Raw genomic sequence first — 19408 nt, forward strand, 5'->3', positions numbered from 1 at the left:
GACATGCCCATCGCCTTGCGCTTCGCTGCCCGGTCGAATCTGGGCCTGGGGTCCAAGACCCGCAACGAGGACTCCGCGTTCGCCTCCCCCGACCTGCTCGTCCTCGCCGACGGCATGGGCGGACACGCCGCCGGCGACACCGCGAGCGCGACCGTCGTCGCCGAACTGATGACTCTCGACGGCGAGTCGTGGGGCGCGGACGAGGCCGCCCACCAGTTGCGCCAGGCCGTGCGCCGGGCCAACGACCGGTTGCGGCAGATGATGGACACCGACCTCGACACCGAGGGCATGGGCACCACGCTCATCGCGTTCATCCGCTCCGGGACGAAGCTGGCCATGGCCAACATCGGCGACAGCCGCGCCTACCTCGTCCGCGACGGCGTGTTCACCCAGCTGACCAAGGACCACTCGTTCGTGCAGGCGTTGCTGGACGAGGGCCGTATCACCCCCGAAGAGGCCGAGCACCACCCGCAGCGCTCGATGGTCACCCGGGTGCTGACCGGACGCGAGGACGACGACCCGGACATCTCCATGCGCGAGGCGCAGCGTGGCGACCGGTTGCTGATCTGCTCCGACGGGTTGTCGGACTACGTGGCGCGTTCGACGATCGAGGGCATCATGACCTCGCCGGGTTCGCCCGGCGACATCGCCGACCGGCTGATCGAGATCGCGCTGAAGGCGTCCACCCGCGACAACGTGACGGTCGTCGTGGCCGAGGTCGTCGACGGCAAGGAGCCGATCTCCAGCACCCCGCAGATCGTCGGCGCAGCCGCCGACCTGGCGATCGGTCACGAGGACGACGAGACACAGGAACAACCGCAGGAACCCCGCACTCCGGCCGAGAAGGCGGCAGCGCTGCAGCGGGAGACCGCGCGGGAGCCCGCGCCCCCGCAGCCGGTCCACCCGGGCGACGACTACGACGACGGTGGTGAAACCCACGGCCTGCCGCAGTTGGCCGAGGAGAAGCCGAACAAGGGCGGCAAGCTGCGCTGGTTCGGTCTCGGCGCGGTGCTGATCGCGATGGCCGTCGCCGGCGCGCTGCTCGGTTACAACTGGACGCAGAGTCAGTACTACGTGGGAGCAAACAGCGGGAAGGTCGCGATCTTCAAGGGCGTGCCGCAGGACCTCGGTCCGGTGCGCCTGTCGAGCATCGAGTCGACGACGAACCTCCAGGTCAAGGACCTGCCGAGCTTCTACCGCGACAAGGTCAACAACACGATGACCGCCAAGGACAAGGCCGACGCCCAGCGCGTCGTCGCCGACCTGCAGAAGCAGCTCGAGCGCTGCAAGGCCGACACGTCCGGGAGCAACTGCGCGTCGTGACCGTCACCGGCCAGAATCCCCGCACCCGCCGCGGCACCGAACTGGTGCTGCTGATCTTTGCGATCGCGGTGGTGCTGTTGGCGTACGCCAATGTGGGGCTGGCGATGGAGGGCAGCCTGCCCGTCGATCTGCTGCCGATCGGTGCCGGATTCGCAGTGATCGCAATCGTTTTCCACCTCGTGCTGCGGTGGAAGGCGGCGTACGCCGACCCGACGTTGCTGCCGATCGCGACCCTGCTCAACGGTCTCGGCCTGGTGATGATCCACCGGCTCGACCTCAACTCCTCCAAGACCAACGGACTGCTCGAGGGTTCGGCGCTTCGTCAGCTGGTCTGGAGCGCGGTCGCCATCGGTGCGGCGATCGCGCTGCTGTTCGTGATCAGCGACCACCGCCGGCTGCGGCGCTACACCTTCACCTTCGGCCTGGCCGGCATCGTCCTGCTGATGATGCCGCTGCTGCCCGTCATCGGACGCAACATCAACGGCAACCGCATCTGGATCGGGCTGGGTCCGTTCAGTTTCCAGCCCGGTGAGATCGCCAAGCTGTGCGCGGTCGTGTTCTTCGCCTCCTACCTGGTGCAGACCCGGGACGCGTTGTCGCTGGTCGGCAAGCGCGTCCTCGGCTTCCCGCTGCCGCGCGCCCGCGACCTGGGCCCGATCATCGTCGCCTGGCTCGCCTCGCTGGCGGTGCTGGTGTTCGAGTCCGACCTCGGCACCTCGCTGCTGTTCTTCGGGCTTTTCGTCGCGATGCTCTACATCGCCACCGAGCGCCGCTCCTGGATCATCATCGGTCTGGGGATGTTCCTGGTCGGCTGCTTCGTCGCCTACCAACTGTTCGCCCACTTCCAGGTGCGCGTGCAACTGTGGCTCGACCCGTTCACCGAGGGCCTGTCCGACCAGAACGCCAAGGGCCTGATGGGTATGGCCAGCGGCGGTCTCACCGGTACCGGCCTGGGCAAAGGCCACCCGGAGATCACCTACTTCGCGAACTCCGACTTCATCTTCGCCAGCTTCGGCGAGGAACTCGGCCTCATCGGAGTCATGGCGATCCTCATGCTCTACGGCCTGTTCGTCGAACGCGGACTGCGCACCGCGCTCGCCGCCCGCGACGGCTTCGGCAAGCTGCTCGCGTCCGGCCTCGCGTTCTCGATCGCGTTGCAGTGCTTCGTGGTCATCGGCGGGGTCACCCGCGTCATCCCGCTCACCGGACAGACCACACCGTTCCTCGCAGCCGGCGGGTCGTCGTTGCTGGCCAACTGGATGCTCGTGGCACTGTTGCTGCGGATCAGTGACCAGGCACGACGTCCGATGTTCGAGTCGAAGGACGTCTCGGACGAGATGACGCAGGCGGTGAGGATTCGATGAATACTCCGATCCGGCGGCTGTCGTTCGTGGTGATGGCGATGTTCGCGGCGCTGCTCCTCGCTAGCACGATGATCCAGTTCGTCCAGGCGGAGAGCTACAACGAGAAGCCCGGCAACCGGCGTGCGTTGCTGAAGTCGTACGCCAAGGAGCGCGGCTCGATCCTGGTCGACGGCAACGCGGTCGCGGTCAGCAAGCCGGTCGACAACGACTTCAAGTGGCAGCGCAGTTACCCGCAGGGGTCGACGTACGCCGCCGCCACCGGCTATTTCTCCTTCACCTACGGCACGAGCGGCGTCGAGCGCGGGTACAACGACCTGCTGTCGGGCAGCTCGGACAAGTTGTTCTACCGGCAGTTGCCCGAGATCCTCACCGGCAAGGAGCCGCAGGGCGCCAGCGTCGACCTGACGATCCGGGCCAAGGTGCAGCAGGCCGCCCGCAATGCACTGGGTAACCAGCGCGGCGCCGTCGTCGCGATGGACCCCAAGACCGGGGCGATTCTGGCGATGGTCACCAGCCCGACGTACGACCCCAACCTGTTGTCGACGCACGACCTGAACGCGGTACAGGACAACTGGAAGCAGCTGACCACGGCGAAGAACCAGCCGATGATCAACCGTGTCATCGGCGGCAACCTCTACCCGCCCGGCTCCACGTTCAAGCTCGTCACCGCCGCCGCGGCCCTGGAATCGGGCAAGTACAAGCCGGATTCCGAGCTCGACGCACCGGCCGCGATCAAGCTGCCCGGCGTCGTCCGGCCGCTGCCGAACGTCACCGGACGCGCGTGCGGCCCGAACGACAGGACGACGCTCGAGCACGCGATCGAGATCAGCTGCAACACCGCGTTCGCCGGTCTGGGCATGGACCTCGGGCAGGACAAGGTGCGTCAGCAGGCGACGAAGTTCGGGTTCGGCCAGCAGCTGACGATCCCGATGAACGTCACCCCCTCCACCTTCCCCGGCAACCTGCAACAGGCGCAGTTGGCGCAGTCCTCGATCGGACAGTTCGACGTGCGCGCCACCCCGCTGCAGATGGCGATGGTCTCGGCCGGGATCGCCAACGGCGGCAAGGTCATGCGTCCGTACCTGGTGCAGACCGTGCGCGACAAGAACCTCGACGTCGTGCAGTCGACCGACCCGTCGGTTTTCTCCGACGCGATAGGAAGCGACGTCGCGACCCAGTTGAAGGACATGATGAAGAAGGTCGTCGACACCGGAACCGGTCGGCGAGCGCAGATCCCGAATGTGGAAGTTGCAGGAAAAACCGGAACGGCCGAGACCGCTCCGGGCGTCAACGCCGATGTGTGGTTCACCGGGTTCGCCCCGGCGAACGACCCGAAGGTGGTCGTGGCGGTCGTCGTCGAAGACGGTGGAACAGCAGGACAGGAAGCATCCGGAGGATCGGTCGCAGCACCGATCGCAAAGGCAGTGATGGAAGCGGTGGTCAAGTAATGAACCGAACCGGAGACGTACTGGGGGGACGGTACGAGCTCACCGACCGCATCGCCGCGGGCGGCATGGGTGAGGTGTGGAAAGCCACCGACCAGGTGCTCGGGCGCACGGTCGCGCTCAAGCTGCTCAAGGACGGGCTGACCGACGAGATCGGCTTCACCGAGCGGTTCCGCAACGAGGCCCGACTGTCGGCGGCGCTGACCCACGGCAACGTGGCGCAGGTGTACGACTACGGCGAGGACGACGGCACCGCCTACCTGGTGATGGAGTACGTCCCGGGCATGCCACTGTCCAAGATCATCGCCGAGAACGCACCGATCTCGGCCGCCGACACCGCCGGGCTGCTGGCGCAGGCAGCGTCCGCGCTGCAGGCCGCGCACCGCAGCGGGTTGATCCACCGTGATGTGAAACCGGCGAACATGCTGGTCACCGCCGACGGCATCGTGAAGCTCACCGACTTCGGTATCGCCCGCGCGATCGGGTCGGCCGCGATGACCAAGACCGGTGAGGTGATGGGCACCGCGCAATACCTCGCGCCCGAGGCCGCGCTCGGCCACGAGGTCACCGGCCTGGTCGACGTGTACGCACTCGGCATCATCGCCTACGAGATGGTCACCGGACGCCGTCCGTTCGAGTCCGACAGTCCCGTCACCCTGGCGCTCGCACACGTCAACCAGACGCCGCCGCAGATGCCGCAGGACGTGCCGCCGCCGGTGCGCGCGATCATCCTCGCGACGCTGGAGAAGAACCCGGCGCTGCGCCCGGACTCGGCCGCGGAGTTCTCCCGCGCCCTGCGTCAGGCCGTGGTCGACTCCACGCGGATGGGCTTCGACCCGAACAAGCGGGCACCCAAGCAGACCCCGGGCGGCCCAGCCGGATCGTCCGGCCCGCACTCACCTCAGAACTCTCCCCACCCGGGCCCGGCGTCCGGTCCGCACTCGGGCGGCTCCGGACCACAGCACGGCAACATCGGCGGCCCCCTTCCCGGACGCCAGGAGGTCTCGCACCACCCCGCACCCACCGGGCCGTCGGCTCCGCCGTCCGGTCACCCGGCAGCAGCCGGGTTCAAGGGCGATCCGAGCGGTCCCAACGCGCCGACGTCCGGGTCGCAGGCAAGCACGTCGGGTCCGAACAACACCGCGAGGTTCGCGGCGTCGTCCCCGGCGACGCGTAAGGACAAGCGGCTGCAGCCGTCCAGCGGCGGGTCGTCGACCGTCACGAACAACAACAACGACGACTTCGCCGGGCTCGGCATCTCCAAGAGCCTGTTCATGAAGATCCTCGGCGGTGTGGTGGCGCTGCTGCTGCTCATCGTCGTCCTCGTCGTGGTGCTCAACCAGGGCGGCAAGGTCACTCCGCCGAAGAACCCCACCGAGACACAGCAGCAACAGCAGAGCGACAACAACGACGACGGCAACAGCGAGACCCCCAGCGACCAAGGGAACATCAACTAGCGATGACGCAAGCTCCCCGCCTGCTCGGCGGCCGCTACGAGGTCGGTGAACTCATCGGACGCGGCGGCATGGCCGAAGTGCACCTGGGTCACGACACGCGCCTCGGGCGTCCGGTCGCGATCAAGATGCTGCGTTCCGACCTGGCTCGCGACAGCACCTTCCTGACCCGTTTCCGGCGCGAGGCGAAGTCGGCGGCCGGGCTGAACCATCACGCGATCGTCGCCGTGTACGACTCCGGCGAGGAGACCTACACCGAGACCGGTGGCGCCGAGATCGACGTGCCGTACATCGTGATGGAGTACGTGGACGGCGACACGCTGCGCGACGTGCTCAACGCCGAGGGTCACCTGTCCCCGGACGAGGCCGCCCGCATCACGCAGGGCATCCTGTCGGCCCTGGAGTACTCGCACAGTCGCGGAATCGTGCACCGCGACATCAAACCGGCCAACGTGATGCTGACCCGCGGCGGCCAGGTGAAGGTGATGGACTTCGGCATCGCCCGCGCCCTGGCCGATGTCGGTGCCACGATGACGTCCGCTCAGGCCGTCGTCGGCACGGCGCGGTACCTCTCCCCCGAGCAGGCCAAGGGGGACCAGGTCGATGAACGCTCCGACCTGTACTCGGCAGGCTGCGTCTTTTATGAACTGCTCTGCGGCAGAACGCCGTTCGTCGGTGAGCCGGTCAGCCTGGTCTACCAGCACATCAGCGACCGTCCGGCGCCCCCGTCGTCCTACGAGCCGACGGTGCCCAAGCCGATGGACGCCGTCGCGATGCATTCGCTGGAGAAGCCGCGCGAAGGTCGCTACCAGACCGCCGGCGACTTCCGGGCCGATCTGCAGAACGCCCGGACGAACACGCCGGTCTCGGCGGCGGCCACCGCAAGCCTCGCGGCTGCCGGTGGCGCCGCCGCCGCCGCCGCGAAGGCGCCCGCTCCGGTGGAGCAACCGCGCCGCGACAGCACCCGCGAGATCGCCGACCGCGGTCGGCGCCCGAATCACGTCGGTCTGTGGACCGCAGCCGTCATCGCCGCGCTGCTGGCCATCCTCGGCGTCGGCTACCTGGTGATGAACGGTCAGGACGAGCCCAAGCTGGCCTCGGTGCCATCGGTGCGCGGGTTCACCGAGCAGGCAGCCGACCAGACGCTCCGCAACGCCGGCTTCGTCCCCAGTTTCCGAAAGGTGACCAGCGACGCGACCCTCGACACCGTGGTCGCGCAGCGTCCGAACGGTGGTGAGCCGGCCGAATCCGGATCGACGGTCACCGTCGACCTGTCCGGTGGTCCCAACGTGCGCACTGTGCCGTCCGTGGTCGGGAAGACCGAGCAGCAGGCGAGAAAGATCCTGGGCGACAACGGTTTCGACAAGGTGGCCGTTGATCCGACCCGGGTCGACGACACCGAGTACGCCGAGGGACAGGTGACGTCCACCGACCCCATCGAGAACAGCGCAGCGCCGCCGACCCAGACGATCACGCTGAAGCTCAGCAGCGGCAAGGTCACCGTGCCGAGCAACCTGGAGGGCATGAACTTCTTCGCCGCCCAGCAGGCACTGGCGAAGGCGCACCTGCAGCCGGCCGATCCGCCGACCTCCGTGCCGACGTCCAACTCGGACCTGTGGGACAAGGTGCAGGACGTGCCGGACGCCGGCAAGAAGGTCGCGGTGAACTCCCGGATCGCGATCTCGGTCTACACCCGCTCCTCGACGGTGACGGTCAACCCGCCGCCGCCGCCGACGACGACGACCAGCTCCACGTCCTCGCCGACCTCGAGCCCGACGTCCACGCCTTCGTCGACGTCCAGCCCGACGTCGTCGCCGTCACCCACCTCGACGGCGCCGCCGTCACCGACGTCGACCCCGCCCAAGCCCTCGACGCCGTCCACCCCGCAAACCCCGCCCAACCGGTGATCGCTTCCGACCTAGAATTCGGGGCATGACCCGCATCCTCGTCGTCGACAACTACGACAGCTTCGTCTTCACGATCGTCGGGTACCTCGAACAGTTGGGTGCGCAGTGCGATGTGCGCCGCAACGACGCCGTGACCACCGACGAGGCGGCGGAGTTCGACGGGGTGCTGGTCTCGCCCGGACCGGGGACGCCGGAGGCCGCCGGGGTGTCGATGGACATGATCCGTGCCTGCGCCGACCGGGCCCAGCCGATGTTCGGAGTGTGCCTGGGTCACCAGGCGCTGGGTGTGGTCTACGGCGGCGTGGTCAGCCGCGCCCCTGAACTGCTGCACGGCAAAACCTCACGCATCGTCCACGACGGCACCGGTGTGCTGGCGGGTCTGCGCTCGCCGTTCACCGCGACGCGCTACCACTCGCTGGCGATCGAGTCCGACACCGTGCCGGACGAACTCCTCGTCACCGGCCGCACCGAGAACGGGATTGTGATGGCGGTCAAGCACCGCGATCTGCCGCTGCACGGGGTGCAGTTCCACCCGGAGTCCGTGCTCACCGAGGGTGGTCACCGGATGCTGGCCAACTGGCTCGCCGAGTGCGGCATGTCGGACGCCGTCGAGCGTTCGACCGGGCTGGCCCCGCTCGTCCACTGAGCCGCCGCGCGCCACTGTCGTCACAGACGACACTTTCCACAACATTTGCACCATGTGTGGATAACCATGCCCACTTATCCACAGTGTTGCTCACAGCTGGGGATAACTACATGGATGTAACTTCGAACTCATGTCCGACAAAACATCGATGCCCCCGGAGTCGTCCGGAGGCATCGATGGATGGGGCTCAGTCCGTGGAAGCAACTACTTCCATCTCGTGGTCATGATGAAACCGGCCATGATCAACACGAAACCGACCGCCATGTTCCAGTTCTCCAGCGCGGGGATCGGGTACGTGGGGCGCTCGCCCTTGGCGTTCGGCTCCATGGTGGTCGACAGGTAGTACACGACCAGCCACAGCAGACCGGCACCCATCAGGCTGAGCATCGTCGGCACCCACCACTTGGGGTTCTTGCCGCCGTCGAGCTTGACCGGCTGCGGCGTGGTGCGTCGGCGCAGCGCCTCCCGCTCGGACTCCCGTCGGGCCTCGGCCTTCTCCGCGTCCCGCTCCGCCTTGGTCTTGCTGGCGACGCCGAGCGTGCCGTCCTTCGCGTCCTCGTCGGTGCGGTCGGCACCCTCGACCACGTCGAGCTCGATGACCTCTTCGGTCACGGAGTCCTTCGCAGGTTCCTCGGACGGCTTCTTGGACTTGCTCACATCTTCTCCCGGTCGGTGCGGCGGTTAGGCTAGAAGCCTAAGTCACCCGGTCCCGAAGGTTCATCGATGACTCGCCGCTCGCCCTGGACGCTCGTGGTCACCGCAGTGACCCTGAGCGCGGGGTTGCTGTTCGGAGTGAGCGCATCGACCAGCGAGGGAAGTGATCTGCGGCCTGGTCAGCGCGACCTCAGCCAGGTGGTGCTCGCGGCGAACCAGCGGGTCGCCGGGCAGGCCGCCACCGCAAAACGGTTGCAGGGTGAGGTCGATGCGCTGAGCAAGCGCTCGGGCGCAGGCGCGACGGCATCCAACCTGGCCAAGCAGGCCGACTCCCTGGCTCCGCGGGCCGGTTTCACCGCGATCACCGGCGACACCGTCACCGTCACGCTCGACGACTCCAAGCGTGACCCGGCCACCTTGCCCGAGGGCGCCAACCTGAACTGGATGGTCGTGCACCAGCAGGACGTCCAGGCGGTCGTCAACGCGTTGTGGCGTGGCGGCGCGAAGGCGATGATGCTGATGGACCAGCGGGTGATCAGCACCTCGGCCGTCCGCTGCGTCGGCAACACCTTGATCCTGCAGGGACGCGTCTACTCGCCGCCGTTCAAGATCACCGCGATGGGCGACCAGGGGCAGCTGCGCAAGGCGCTCAAGGACGACCCGGACGTCGCGAACTACCGCGACTTCGTCGACCGCGTCGGGGTGAAGTACGAGGTGGAGAACGGCTCGAACAAGACGTTCCCGCCCTTCGAGGGCACCACCGAGTTGCGCTACGCGAAGACCACCAAGAAGTAGCCGGCTTCCGAGCCCGCGAACCTGATCCTTCTCGCCGAGCCCAATGGGTGTGCGCAGTAGGTTCGGCCGCTGATCAGTAGGTTCGCGAGATGGTGGTCAGACGATGGGGTTGACCCAGGCGGCCGGGACCCACTTGGTGGCCAGCCAGGCGAGGGCGGCGAGCGCCACGACGATCGCGGCGAGGCCGGGCCAGTGCAGCTTGCGGTCGCGCAGGTTCAGCACGGCGGCGCAGGCGGCGCCGGTGATCGCGCCGCCCAGGTGGGCCTGCCAGGCGATGCCGGAGACCAGGAACGACAACACGGCGTTGAGGCCGAGGACGATCAGCATCGGCGTGATGTCGCGCTTGAGCCGGAGATTGAGCACGACGACGCCGAGGAAAAGTCCGAACACTCCACCGGACGCGCCGACGGTGCCCTGGAACCACGCGTCCGCACGCGGGATGTCGAGGGCGGCGAGCACCTCGAAGCCGACCGACCCGCCGAACGCTGAGATCAGGAACAGCGCCAGGAAGCGGGCGCGTCCCAGGATGGGTTCGAGGTACTGCCCGGTGAGCCAGAGCGCGTACATGTTGAACAGCAGGTGCATCGGCGACGGCGAGGCGTGCACGAACGCTGCGGTGATGAAACGCCACGGTTCGGACGCACCGAGCACCGGCGCGAAGAACATCTCGTCGGTGACCCGCTCGGACACCAACTGTCCGAGCCAGATCAGCGAGCAGAGCCCGATCAGCGCGTAACTGACGATGGGCTTGCCGTCGGTGGGACGGCTGACCGCGCGCGGGTTCGCCTTCGCGACCTGGTTGACGCAGTCGACGCACTGGACGCCGACCTGCGCCGGGCGTTGGCACTCGGCGCAGGTCGGACGTTCGCAGCGCTGGCAGCGCACATAAGCCACCTGCCCCGGATGACGGGGGCAGGTGGGCTGTGTGGTGCCTTGTTGTGACATGCGGCCCGTCAGTTGACGGTGACCTTCTCGATGACGACGTCCTCGACCGGACGGTCCTGGGCGCCGGTGCGGACGGCGGCGATCTTGTCGACGACGTCGCGGCCTTCCTGGTCGGCGACCTCACCGAAGATCGTGTGCTTGCCCTGCAGCCAGGTGGTGGGGGCGACGGTGATGAAGAACTGCGACCCGTTGGTGCCCTTGCCGCCGCGCTTGCCCGCGTTGGCCATCGCGAGGATGTAGGGCGAGTTGAAGTTGCGGTCGGGCGAGATTTCGTCGTCGAAGGTGTAACCGGGGCCACCGACGCCGGAGCCCAGCGGGCAGCCGCCCTGGATCATGAAGCCGGGGATGATGCGGTGGAAGGTGAGTCCGTCGTAGAACGGCTCAGGGTTCTTGCGACCCGCGTCGTCGTTGTAGTCGAGCGAGCCCTGGGCGAGGCCGACGAAGTTCTTGACCGTGTTCGGCGCGTCGTTCTCGAAGAGCGTGACGTTGATGTCGCCGTGGTTGGTGTGCAGCGTTGCATTCATGCGGTCGAGTCTAGGTTCTGAGCGATCGTCGTGTTCGGTCGCCCGCGGGTGATCTTCGGTGCCCCCGCTCGCCGCCGCGCACTCATCGGATCGCGCATTCGCCGGTCGGAACGGAGGACGAACCCACCGACCCCAGGCGCGAGGTGAGCATCTGGTTGGTGAGGACGTACCCGGTGTCGCCGGCGCTCTTCGAACGAGCGAACACGGTGCCGGCCACGCGTCCGTCGGCGGTGAGCATCGGACCGCCGCTGTTGCCCGGACGCACGGGCGCGTTGACGGCGTACACCGACCGGTCGACGCCGGGCTGACCGTAGATGTCGTGGCCGCGGGCCTGCAGCGGCGTGCTCACCTTCGCCGAGATCACCCGGTAGGGGCCGCCGCCGGGATAGCCGGCGATGACCGCGTCGGTGTTCGGGCGCAGCGGCGTGGACGTCATCGGCAGGGCCGGCGCCTTCAGATCGGGCACGTCCAGCACCGCCAGGTCGGCCCGCGGGTCGAACATCACCACGGTCGCCCGCAACCGCTCGCCTTCGCCGCGCACCTGGACGGTGACCGGACCGGAGCCGGCAACCACGTGTGCGTTCGTGACCACGCGTCCGGGTGCTTGGACCCACCCTGACCCGCCGTACTGCCCGCCGCATTCGGTGGGCGCCGTGGCGATCCTCACGATCGACCGGGACGCGCGCTCGACCGCGTCGGTGCGGGCGACACCGGGGTCTGCCGTGGCGTCCGGGACGTCGGGTTCGACGGCTTGCTCGAACACCCTGGGGAACCCGGAGCGGTCGAGTTCGTTGCGCAGGGACGCCGACCACCGATCGGCGCCGGAGGGCATCGCTGCGTCCAGACCGGAGAGCACCTGTGAATCGGCGATGGCATTCGAGGCACGCTCGGGGACCAGGGTGCGGGCAGCGCCGGCGACCAACCAGAGGCCGACCGCCACCGAGACGAAGGCGACCATCGCACCCGCGATCGAATCAGCGACGCGCACTGCACGGACGCGCTGCCGCGAGCGCAGTCGTTCGCCGACCGTCGCCACCGAGACCTGGCCCACGAGCGCCGCGACGATGATGATGAAGGCGCTGGTGAGCGCCTGGTGCGTGGGGGTGAGCGTCGCCAGAGAGACGATATGCGGAGCCAGCAGGAAGCCGATCATCCCGCCGAGGATGAGGCCGACGAGCCCGAGAATGCCGGTGATGCCGCCGCGCTGCCAGCCGACGAAGGCGTAGCAGGACAGCATGATCACCAGGAAGACGTCCAGGGTTCCTGCGGTCATGTCACTCACCTTCGGCCTGCCGGGGGTGGGTGGGCCGAACACCCGTTCTCTGTCGAACGCCGGGCGCACCGCGGCGGTTCCGTCGACGAGACAGCCGCCGATGTGACGTACTTCGTCAACCGGCGCCGACCTATCGGCCCGCTCGGCTCGTTAGGGTGGAAAACAGTCCGAGGGCCCGACCCTCATGGGAAGACCGAGGGCCCGACCCTCATGGGAAAAGGAGACACACGTGTTGAGGATCAACCCCTCGCCCGCCGACAAGGCGGCCGACAAGGCCAAGGACGGCGTCCGTGACTTCAAGTCCGCCGCGTCCCTTGCCCTGACCGCTGCGCTCGACAAGGCCAACGAGGCCGCCGCAAACTCACCGAAGGTCGAAGCCGCGAGGGAGGCTGTCGCCCCGCGCGTCGAGGCCGCCCGCGACGCCGCTGCGCCCAAACTGCACAGCGCCAAGGAAGCCGCAGCGCCGCTCGCTGCGACCGCTGCCGCCACGGCCGCGTCCACCTACAAGGACGCACGCAAGGCTGCTGCGCCGAAGATCAAGGACGCCAAGAAGGCTGCTGCGCCCAAGTTCGAGGCCGCCAAGGCTGCTGCGCTGGACGCAGCTCACGCCGACAACAAGGGCGAGAAGCTCCAGGAGTTCGCGGGGCTGACCCGTGACCAGGCGCACTCGCTGTTCTCGGACGAGTGGATGCCGCGCATCCAGACCGCGATCGCGACCGCTGCCGCCACCGCGCAGCAGGCCGGCCACCGCGCAGGCGACCAGGCCACCCAGGCCTACCTCGCCCTCCCGCCGCAGGCGCAGGACGTCGTCGACAAGGTCGTCCCGGCCGCTGCGAAGAAGCGCAAGAAGAAGGGCACCGTCCTGATCGTGCTGGGTCTCGCGGGCGTGGCCGCCGGCGGATTCCTGATCTACGACAACAACAAGAAGAAGCAGGAGCGTCGCCAGGCGCAGGCCACGGTGCGCGCCACCCAGGCCGCTGCTGCCGACACCGACAAGGTGAACCCGGTCTCGTCCGAGACCGACGGCATCTCCCGTCACTGACGCAGTCACCGTCGGTATTGAGCCGGCACCAGGCCCACCGATCGAAGCCCCCGGTTCGCCCGGGGGCTTCGTCGTGCCCGCACCGGCCCGACCGCACGGTAGCTGGCTAGGCTCGGACGCGTGAACGTCGTCTTCGTCGAACCCAACTTCCCCCGCAACCAGCGCGAGTTCCCGCGCGCCCTCAAGGCTGTCGGAGCGACCGTCTTCGCCGTCGGCGAGACGCCCTGGGAGTGGCTCGACGAAGAGCTGCAGGGCTGGATCGACCACTACTACCAGGTCGGTTCGGTGACCGACGTCGACCAGTTGTCAGCCGGGGTCTCACATTTCCAGAGCCTGGCCTGGGTCGACGCGCTCGAGGCGACGATCGAGTCCCACACGCTGCCGGCCGCGGTCGTCCGGGAACGTCACGGCATCCCGGGCACCAGCGTCCACACCACCTACCTGTGCCGCGACAAGCCGGCGATGAAGGACGCGTTGCGCAAGGCGGGGGTGCCGACGGCTGCGTCGACCGGTGCATCCAGCGCCGACGAGGTCCGGACGTTCGCCGCCGAGAACGGCTACCCGATCATCATCAAACCGCGGGATGGGGCCGGCGCGGCGGGCACGCACAAGGTCAGCAACGACACCGAGCTCGCGGCGGTGCTCGACGCGCTCGGTGACATGCCGTCGGTCGCGGTCGAGGAGTTCATCGAGGGGCACGAGGGGTTCTACGACACCGTCAGTGTCGGCGGCGAGATCACGCTCGACTTCGCCTGCCACTACTACCCCGGCGTGCTCGAGGCGATGCGCACCCGCTGGATCAGCCCGCAGTACATCTCGACCAACAGGGTCGACGAGGGTGGTCTGTACGCCGACCTGCGCGACCTCGGCGAGCGGGTCAACGCGGCCCTCGGCATCGAGACGTCCGCAACCCACATGGAGTACTTCGTCAGCCCGAAAGGCTTGCGGTTCAGCGAGATCGGCGCGCGTCCACCAGGCGTCGGTTGCTGGGATCTGTACTCGGCGGGCAACGACATCGACATCTTCCGCGCCTGGGCCGATGCCATCGTGCACGGACGCGTGTGGCACGTGCCGAGTCGGCAGTACGCGTCCGGCATCATCGCCCTGCGCCCCGACCGGGACGGCGTGATCACCCACATCGACGGTCTGGACGAGGTGCGCAGCAAGTACGGATCGCTGCTCATCGACGAGCACCTGCCGATCGGCCAGGCCACCCAGCCGATCGAAGCCGGCTACATGGCCAACGCGTGGATGCGCCTGCGGCACAGGGACTTCGACACGTTACGCGGTGTGCTCGACGACATCGGACGCATCGTCCAGGTGCGCGCTCAGTGAGCGCTGAAATCGGCGTGAGTTGGTGCCCTTCGCCGGGCATGGCGAAGGGCACCAACTCACGCGGATTCTCGGGGTGTGCTGCACGATGACCGTCGTTCTGTTGGGGCCGCAGCGGCGGCCCTCCCTGGACAAGCTCGTGTCCTCGCTCGGCCTGGGCGGTCCGTTCGCGACCGTGACCGCCGGGTGGCAGGAGCGGGAGAAGAACGACTCCGAGCTCGACCGGCACTTGGGCGGACGGTCGCGGAACCTGCACCTGTGGCACCGGATGCAGCAGGTGTTCGGGTCCGACCCGGAGTACGCCGCCGCGCACCGTGCCCGGCGCTCGCAACTGCTCGAACTGCAGGAGAACTACCAGCTCGGGCTCTCGCACATCGTGCAGTTCCTGGACGAACTACGACACCGCACCTCCGGTTCGGCAGCGCTGCGTGAACTCGCCGTCGAGGACGCGGTCAACGTGTTGCGCGGCATGGACAAGCAGCACATCCGCCGCGTCGCGGAGATCCAGGGACGCTTCTACAGCGACTTCCCGCCGCACGAGCGGCCGTCAGTCGCCGAACACCGCGCCGAGGTCGCCGAGTTGATGTCGGACGCCGCGGCCGTCGTGATCACGGGCGGACACATCGTCGAACTACTGGACGCGCTGCACCTGTTCAACGTGAATGCCGTTGGCCTGCACAGGCTTCCGATCATCGCGTGGTCGGCCGGCGCGATGGCACTCACCTCACGGGTCGTGCTCTTCGACGAGCACGCGGTCCGCGGACCTGGCTGCTCGGAGGTGTTCGACCACGGCCTCGGTCTGCTGCCCGAGGTGACGGTGTTCCCGTCGGCGAAGCAGCGGTTGCGGACGAACGACAAGCAGAACCTGGGGCTGCTGGCCCGCCGGTTCGCGCCCAACACGTGCATCCCGCTCGACCCCGGCGCGCGCGTCGTGATCGGTTCGGACGGCACCCTCCCGGCCGACACCCCGGTGATCGACGATGCCGGCATCATGCGTCCGATGCAGGTTGTGGGAGGTGACGATGCGCAAGCTGGCAATCAACCGACTGCGTGAGCGAAAGCCGTTGGACGAGAGCCGGATCGACCGGTTCCTGCAGCGTCACCAGGTGCCGATCGTCGAGGGACCGAAGTGCACCTTCCTCTTCCGTGGCGGCGAACACGACGGCGTCGACGAGGTGTGGGTGTGCCACCGCATCGTCGGGCAGCCCGACCGCGTGCCGATGAAACGCCTGGGCAACACCAGCCTGTGGTTCACGATCATGGAGTTGCCGGCCGGGTCCCGGGTGGAGTACCAGATCGAGGTACGTCGCGCAGAGCACTACGAACGGTTCAACGACCCGCTGAATCCCAAACTCGCGCACAGTCCGGTGGGCTCGTCGTCGGTGTGCCAGGCGACCGGTTACACCGAGCCGGAGTGGGCTCGGTTCGATCCCGACTCACGTCCGGGAGAGCTGCTCGAACTGCGCCAGGCCAGCGGTGCGCTGCGTCGCGAATCCCATTGCCGCGTCTACCTGCCCGCGCAATTCAGCACCACGCACCGTTACCCCCTGCTGGTCGTGCATGACGGCGACGACTTCCTGAAGTTTGCCGCGATGAAGAACGTGCTCGACAACTTGATCCACCGCCGCGACATGGCCGAGACGATCGTGGCGTTCACCAACCCCGGCGATCGGACGCGCGAGTACGCCAACAGTGCGCAACACGCGCGCTTCCTGCACTCCGAGCTCATCCCCCGACTGGAGAGTGAACTGCCGTTGCTCGGCACGCCGGCCGGACGCTGCCTGATGGGTGCCTCGTTCGGTGGCGTTGCCAGTCTGTCGACCGCGTACCGCTACCCCGACTTCTTCGGTTCCCTTCTGGTGCAGTCGGGTTCGTTCGTGTTCACCGACATCGGCAACGAGCACGGCGGCGGGCCTGCGTTCGACCCGGTGGTGCGGTTCATGAACCGGTACCGTGCCAAACCGCGCCGCGTCGTCGACCGGATGTACCAGTCCTGCGGCATCTACGAGCCGCTGATCGTGCCGAACCGGTCGATGGTCGACGTGTTCCGCGGCACCGGGATGGACGTTCGCTACTCCGAAGCACGCGACGGTCACTCGTGGGAGGACTGGCGCGACCGATTGCGCGAGGGTCTGAGCTGGATCTACCCCGGATCGGCGCAGTACTTCTACGAGTAGAACTGCACGGGTGGGCTGGGTGCTCGTGAACGGTCACCTTGGTTTCGGCACGCGAGGAATCGCAAGCTCATCCTCACGGCTCAACCAGCGGCGACGGTCCACCAGCGCCGGCGCCGGAGCCATCGCGAGATGTGCTGGGCTCAGAGAACGAAGCCGAACAGGGGGCTGTCGGGTGGGAGGTGCTCGATGCGCAGCGGGGAAGCATCCATGCGCTTCAGCAACGGTTCGTAGTCCTCGGCCGAACCGAGCTCGATGCCGACGAGCGCCGGTCCGAACTCGCGGTTGTTGCGTTTGACGTACTCGAAGAGCGAGATGTCGTCGTCCGGGCCGAGGACGTCGTCCAGGAACCGTCTCAGCGCTCCGGGTTCCTGGGAGAACTCGACCATGAAGTAGTGCTTGCGGCCTTCGTACACCAGCGCGCGTTCGACCACGTCGGCATAGCGGGAGACGTCGTTGTTACCACCGGAGACGACGACCACGACGGTCTGGCCGGGTTCGACCTCCAGCTGCGCCAGCGCGGCCGAAGCAAGCGCACCCGACGGCTCGGCGATGATCCCCTCGGTCTGGTAGAGCGCGAGCATCTCCACGCACAGGGCACCCTCGTCGACCGTGACGACCTCGGGCGACGCAGCCGCGATGATCGGGAACGTGACATCGCCGATACGACGGACGGCGGTGCCGTCGGCGAACGCATCCAACTCATCCAACGTGACGGGCGCCCCGGCTGCCAGCGCGGCGACCAGACTGGCGGCTCCTGCGGGTTCGACCCCGATGATCCTGGTCGGTGAATCACCCAGTGCGGCAATAGTTCCGGCCAGCAGACCGCCGCCACCGACGGGGACGAGGACGACGTCCGGCGCGCCCTTGAGCTCGTCGACGACCTCGGCGATCACGGTGCCCTGACCGGCGACGACCTGCGGGTTGTCGAACGCGGGGACGAGGGTCGCACCGGTGCGCTCGGCGTCCAGCTTGGCAGCGGCCGCAGCGTCGTCGTACGACTCCCCGCCGACGACGAGTTCGACGAAACCCTTGCCGAACGCGGCGACGCGGTCGCGCTTCTGGCGAGGGGTGTTGGTCGGCAGGTAGATGCGGGCGTGGACGCCGAGATCGGCGCAGGCGAGGGCCACACCTTGCGCGTGATTGCCGGCGCTGGCAGCAACGACACCGGCGGCACGCTCGGTCTCGCTGAGTTGGCTGATCACGTTGAGCGCGCCACGGATCTTGTACGAGCGGACGGGCTGCTGGTCTTCACGCTTGAGCAGCACGGTGGCGCCGAGCGCAGTCGACCAGCGTTCGCAGTACTGCAACGGCGTGCGGACGACGACCTCGTCGAGACGCTCGCGCGCAACCTCGACGTCGGAGCGGGTCACGGACGGCGCGGACATGCGAAAAGCGTACGCCGATCATCCCGTATGGCGGACGAGCATCCCGCAGACTGAACGCCGCAAACCTCCTACTTCTGCGCGAACCGACTAGGCAGACCTCGTGGGCTCGGTGAAAAGTAGTAGGTTCGCGGGCTCAGGCGGGGCGGACGGTGCGGCGACGCGAACGTGGCTGGCAGATGCGACACCAGAACAGGTTGCGGGCGCCGACCTCCTTGCGCGACACCGGCGTCCCACAGACCAGGCAGGGCAGACCTTCGCGGCGGTAGACGTAGACCTCGCCACCGTGCTTGTCGACCCGAGGGGGGCGACCCATCGCCTCCGGCGTGTGCTCGGGGTAGACGGTGTCGATGCGTCCGTCGCGGACACCGAGCGGCATCAGCGCCACGAAGTCGTCCCAGATCGCGTCGAACTCCGCGCGGCGCAGGAACTTGCCGGCCATGAAGGGGTCGATGCCGTGCCGGTAGAGCGCCTCGGCCCGGTAGATGTTGCCGACGCCGGCGAAGATCTTCTGATCCATGCAGAGCACTGCGATCGGCGACGACGATCGGTGAATGCGGGCCCAGGCCTTCTCCGGGTCGGCGTCGAGCCGAAGCGGATCAGGGCCGAGAGCATCCGTGATCTTCGAAACCTCTGCCGGAGAACGCAACTGACAGACGTTGGGACCGCGCAGGTCCATCGTGAACGGTTCGTGGTCCGTGGACAACCGCCACCTGATGGCCCCGGTCTCCGGCGGATCAACTTGCGAAGCGAAGAAGAACTTGCCGAGCAGGCCGAGGTGGATGTTGACCTTCTCCTCGACGTGTTCGAACCCGACGAACATGTGTTTGCCGAAGGCCTCGGCCCGCTCGAAGACGCGTCCGTCGAGATCGGCGGCACCGTCGAAGCGTCCCTGGGGCGAGGTCGAGCGCACCGGGTGACCGGCGAACCGGTCGTTGAGGATCCCGGAGATCCGGTGGGTCACATGTCCTTCAGGCACCGCACCAACCTATGAGCACGAAGGAACGGGAAATGCATCAGGGAACTGCGTGTCATGACGCGTCACTTCTGGGACACATGAATGTCGTCACTTCCGGGACACTGTGCCGGGCTTGTACCGGGGGACGGTCGTGAAGTGCTTGGTGGGTGGCGGCCAGGCGACGGTA

Annotated in this window: 17 protein-coding genes; 11 read left to right on the forward strand and 6 right to left on the reverse strand. The window is 67.7% G+C overall.

The genetic code is table 11. The annotated features are described in order from the left end of the window. Positions 1–3 precede the first annotated feature (3 nt). The 6 genes from ACYU8W_RS03645 to ACYU8W_RS03670 are packed head-to-tail and all read left to right on the forward strand — an operon-like array spanning position 4 to position 8139. Positions 4–1323, forward strand: coding sequence for a PP2C family protein-serine/threonine phosphatase (locus ACYU8W_RS03645; RefSeq protein ID WP_239702764.1), 1320 nt, complete (start codon positions 4–6; stop codon positions 1321–1323). After that, positions 1311–2687, forward strand: coding sequence for an FtsW/RodA/SpoVE family cell cycle protein (locus tag ACYU8W_RS03650; protein WP_499466753.1), 1377 nt, complete (start codon positions 1311–1313; stop codon positions 2685–2687). The genes ACYU8W_RS03645 and ACYU8W_RS03650 overlap by 13 nt, the downstream gene beginning before the upstream one ends. Next, complete coding sequence (locus tag ACYU8W_RS03655; RefSeq protein ID WP_499466732.1) at positions 2684–4135, forward strand: peptidoglycan D,D-transpeptidase FtsI family protein; 1452 nt, start codon at positions 2684–2686, stop codon at positions 4133–4135. Before ACYU8W_RS03650 ends, ACYU8W_RS03655 begins: the two co-directional genes overlap by 4 nt. Next, entirely contained in the window at positions 4135–5589 is a 1455-nt protein-coding gene (locus ACYU8W_RS03660) for a serine/threonine-protein kinase (RefSeq protein ID WP_499466734.1), read from the forward strand. Before ACYU8W_RS03655 ends, ACYU8W_RS03660 begins: the two co-directional genes overlap by 1 nt. 2 nt (positions 5590–5591) lie before the next feature. Continuing rightward, a complete protein-coding gene (gene pknB, locus ACYU8W_RS03665; protein WP_499466736.1) occupies positions 5592–7493 on the forward strand; it encodes a Stk1 family PASTA domain-containing Ser/Thr kinase in 1902 nt (633 codons plus the stop codon). A 25-nt stretch (positions 7494–7518) separates the two neighbouring features. Continuing rightward, positions 7519–8139, forward strand: a complete 621-nt coding sequence (locus ACYU8W_RS03670; protein WP_499466738.1) for an aminodeoxychorismate/anthranilate synthase component II — start codon at positions 7519–7521, stop codon at positions 8137–8139. A 204-nt stretch (positions 8140–8343) separates the two neighbouring features. Here the strand turns inward: ACYU8W_RS03670 and ACYU8W_RS03675 are convergent, their stop codons facing one another. Next, the gene (locus tag ACYU8W_RS03675) at positions 8344–8796 is read right to left on the reverse strand and encodes a cell division protein CrgA (protein WP_240796043.1); all 453 of its coding nucleotides are present in this window, start codon (positions 8794–8796) and stop codon (positions 8344–8346) included. A gap of 66 nt (positions 8797–8862) precedes the next feature. Here ACYU8W_RS03675 and ACYU8W_RS03680 point away from each other — a divergent pair, with 66 nt between their 5' ends. Next, positions 8863–9588, forward strand: coding sequence for a DUF881 domain-containing protein (locus ACYU8W_RS03680; protein WP_499466740.1), 726 nt, complete (start codon positions 8863–8865; stop codon positions 9586–9588). Positions 9589–9684: 96 nt separating this feature from the next. Here the strand turns inward: ACYU8W_RS03680 and ACYU8W_RS03685 are convergent, their stop codons facing one another. From ACYU8W_RS03685 to ACYU8W_RS03695, 3 genes are all read right to left on the reverse strand, one after another. Then, complete coding sequence (locus ACYU8W_RS03685) at positions 9685–10533, reverse strand: rhomboid family intramembrane serine protease (RefSeq protein ID WP_499466742.1); 849 nt, start codon at positions 10531–10533, stop codon at positions 9685–9687. 8 nt (positions 10534–10541) lie between these two features. Continuing rightward, positions 10542–11057 carry a peptidylprolyl isomerase gene (locus ACYU8W_RS03690; RefSeq protein ID WP_129626425.1) on the reverse strand — a complete coding sequence of 172 codons (516 nt, stop codon included), beginning with the start codon at positions 11055–11057 and terminating at the stop codon, positions 10542–10544. 82 nt (positions 11058–11139) lie between these two features. After that, on the reverse strand, positions 11140–12330 hold the full coding sequence (locus tag ACYU8W_RS03695) for a MarP family serine protease (protein ID WP_499466744.1): 1191 nt from the start codon (positions 12328–12330) through the stop codon (positions 11140–11142). Between the two features lie 229 nt (positions 12331–12559). Here ACYU8W_RS03695 and ACYU8W_RS03700 point away from each other — a divergent pair, with 229 nt between their 5' ends. From ACYU8W_RS03700 to ACYU8W_RS03715, 4 genes are all read left to right on the forward strand, one after another. Further along, positions 12560–13372, forward strand: a complete 813-nt coding sequence (locus ACYU8W_RS03700) for a hypothetical protein (RefSeq protein ID WP_141927291.1) — start codon at positions 12560–12562, stop codon at positions 13370–13372. A gap of 120 nt (positions 13373–13492) precedes the next feature. Beyond that, positions 13493–14707 carry an ATP-grasp domain-containing protein gene (locus ACYU8W_RS03705; protein WP_499466747.1) on the forward strand — a complete coding sequence of 405 codons (1215 nt, stop codon included), beginning with the start codon at positions 13493–13495 and terminating at the stop codon, positions 14705–14707. An 85-nt stretch (positions 14708–14792) separates the two neighbouring features. Then, positions 14793–15758 (forward strand): type 1 glutamine amidotransferase family protein, encoded by a 966-nt coding sequence (locus ACYU8W_RS03710; protein WP_499466749.1) that lies wholly within the window; start codon positions 14793–14795, stop codon positions 15756–15758. Further along, positions 15727–16881 carry an alpha/beta hydrolase-fold protein gene (locus ACYU8W_RS03715; RefSeq protein WP_499466751.1) on the forward strand — a complete coding sequence of 385 codons (1155 nt, stop codon included), beginning with the start codon at positions 15727–15729 and terminating at the stop codon, positions 16879–16881. The genes ACYU8W_RS03710 and ACYU8W_RS03715 overlap by 32 nt, the downstream gene beginning before the upstream one ends. Before the next feature lie 140 nt (positions 16882–17021). On the opposite strand, the gene ilvA is transcribed toward ACYU8W_RS03715, so the two are convergent. Then, positions 17022–18266 carry a threonine ammonia-lyase IlvA gene (gene ilvA, locus ACYU8W_RS03720; protein ID WP_129626413.1) on the reverse strand — a complete coding sequence of 415 codons (1245 nt, stop codon included), beginning with the start codon at positions 18264–18266 and terminating at the stop codon, positions 17022–17024. Positions 18267–18399: 133 nt separating this feature from the next. Further along, positions 18400–19242 carry an Fpg/Nei family DNA glycosylase gene (locus ACYU8W_RS03725; protein WP_129626411.1) on the reverse strand — a complete coding sequence of 281 codons (843 nt, stop codon included), beginning with the start codon at positions 19240–19242 and terminating at the stop codon, positions 18400–18402. Between the last annotated feature and the right edge of the window lie 166 nt (positions 19243–19408).

Source organism: Yimella radicis, assembly GCF_054778255.1.

What these genes read in the sequence shown, in the direction of transcription:
- ACYU8W_RS03645 (WP_239702764.1), top strand. Translation starts at nt 4, where the DNA reads ATGCCCATCGCCTTGCGCTTCGCTGCCCGGTCGAATCTGGGCCTGGGG.
- ACYU8W_RS03655 (WP_499466732.1), top strand. Translation starts at nt 2,684, where the DNA reads ATGAATACTCCGATCCGGCGGCTGTCGTTCGTGGTGATGGCGATGTTC.
- ACYU8W_RS03660 (WP_499466734.1), top strand. Translation starts at nt 4,135, where the DNA reads ATGAACCGAACCGGAGACGTACTGGGGGGACGGTACGAGCTCACCGAC.
- pknB (WP_499466736.1), top strand. Translation starts at nt 5,592, where the DNA reads ATGACGCAAGCTCCCCGCCTGCTCGGCGGCCGCTACGAGGTCGGTGAA.
- ACYU8W_RS03670 (WP_499466738.1), top strand. Translation starts at nt 7,519, where the DNA reads ATGACCCGCATCCTCGTCGTCGACAACTACGACAGCTTCGTCTTCACG.
- ACYU8W_RS03680 (WP_499466740.1), top strand. Translation starts at nt 8,863, where the DNA reads ATGACTCGCCGCTCGCCCTGGACGCTCGTGGTCACCGCAGTGACCCTG.
- ACYU8W_RS03685 (WP_499466742.1), bottom strand. Translation starts at nt 10,533, where the DNA reads ATGTCACAACAAGGCACCACACAGCCCACCTGCCCCCGTCATCCGGGG.
- ACYU8W_RS03690 (WP_129626425.1), bottom strand. Translation starts at nt 11,057, where the DNA reads ATGAATGCAACGCTGCACACCAACCACGGCGACATCAACGTCACGCTC.
- ACYU8W_RS03695 (WP_499466744.1), bottom strand. Translation starts at nt 12,330, where the DNA reads ATGACCGCAGGAACCCTGGACGTCTTCCTGGTGATCATGCTGTCCTGC.
- ACYU8W_RS03710 (WP_499466749.1), top strand. Translation starts at nt 14,793, where the DNA reads ATGACCGTCGTTCTGTTGGGGCCGCAGCGGCGGCCCTCCCTGGACAAG.
- ACYU8W_RS03715 (WP_499466751.1), top strand. Translation starts at nt 15,727, where the DNA reads ATGCGCAAGCTGGCAATCAACCGACTGCGTGAGCGAAAGCCGTTGGAC.
- ilvA (WP_129626413.1), bottom strand. Translation starts at nt 18,266, where the DNA reads ATGTCCGCGCCGTCCGTGACCCGCTCCGACGTCGAGGTTGCGCGCGAG.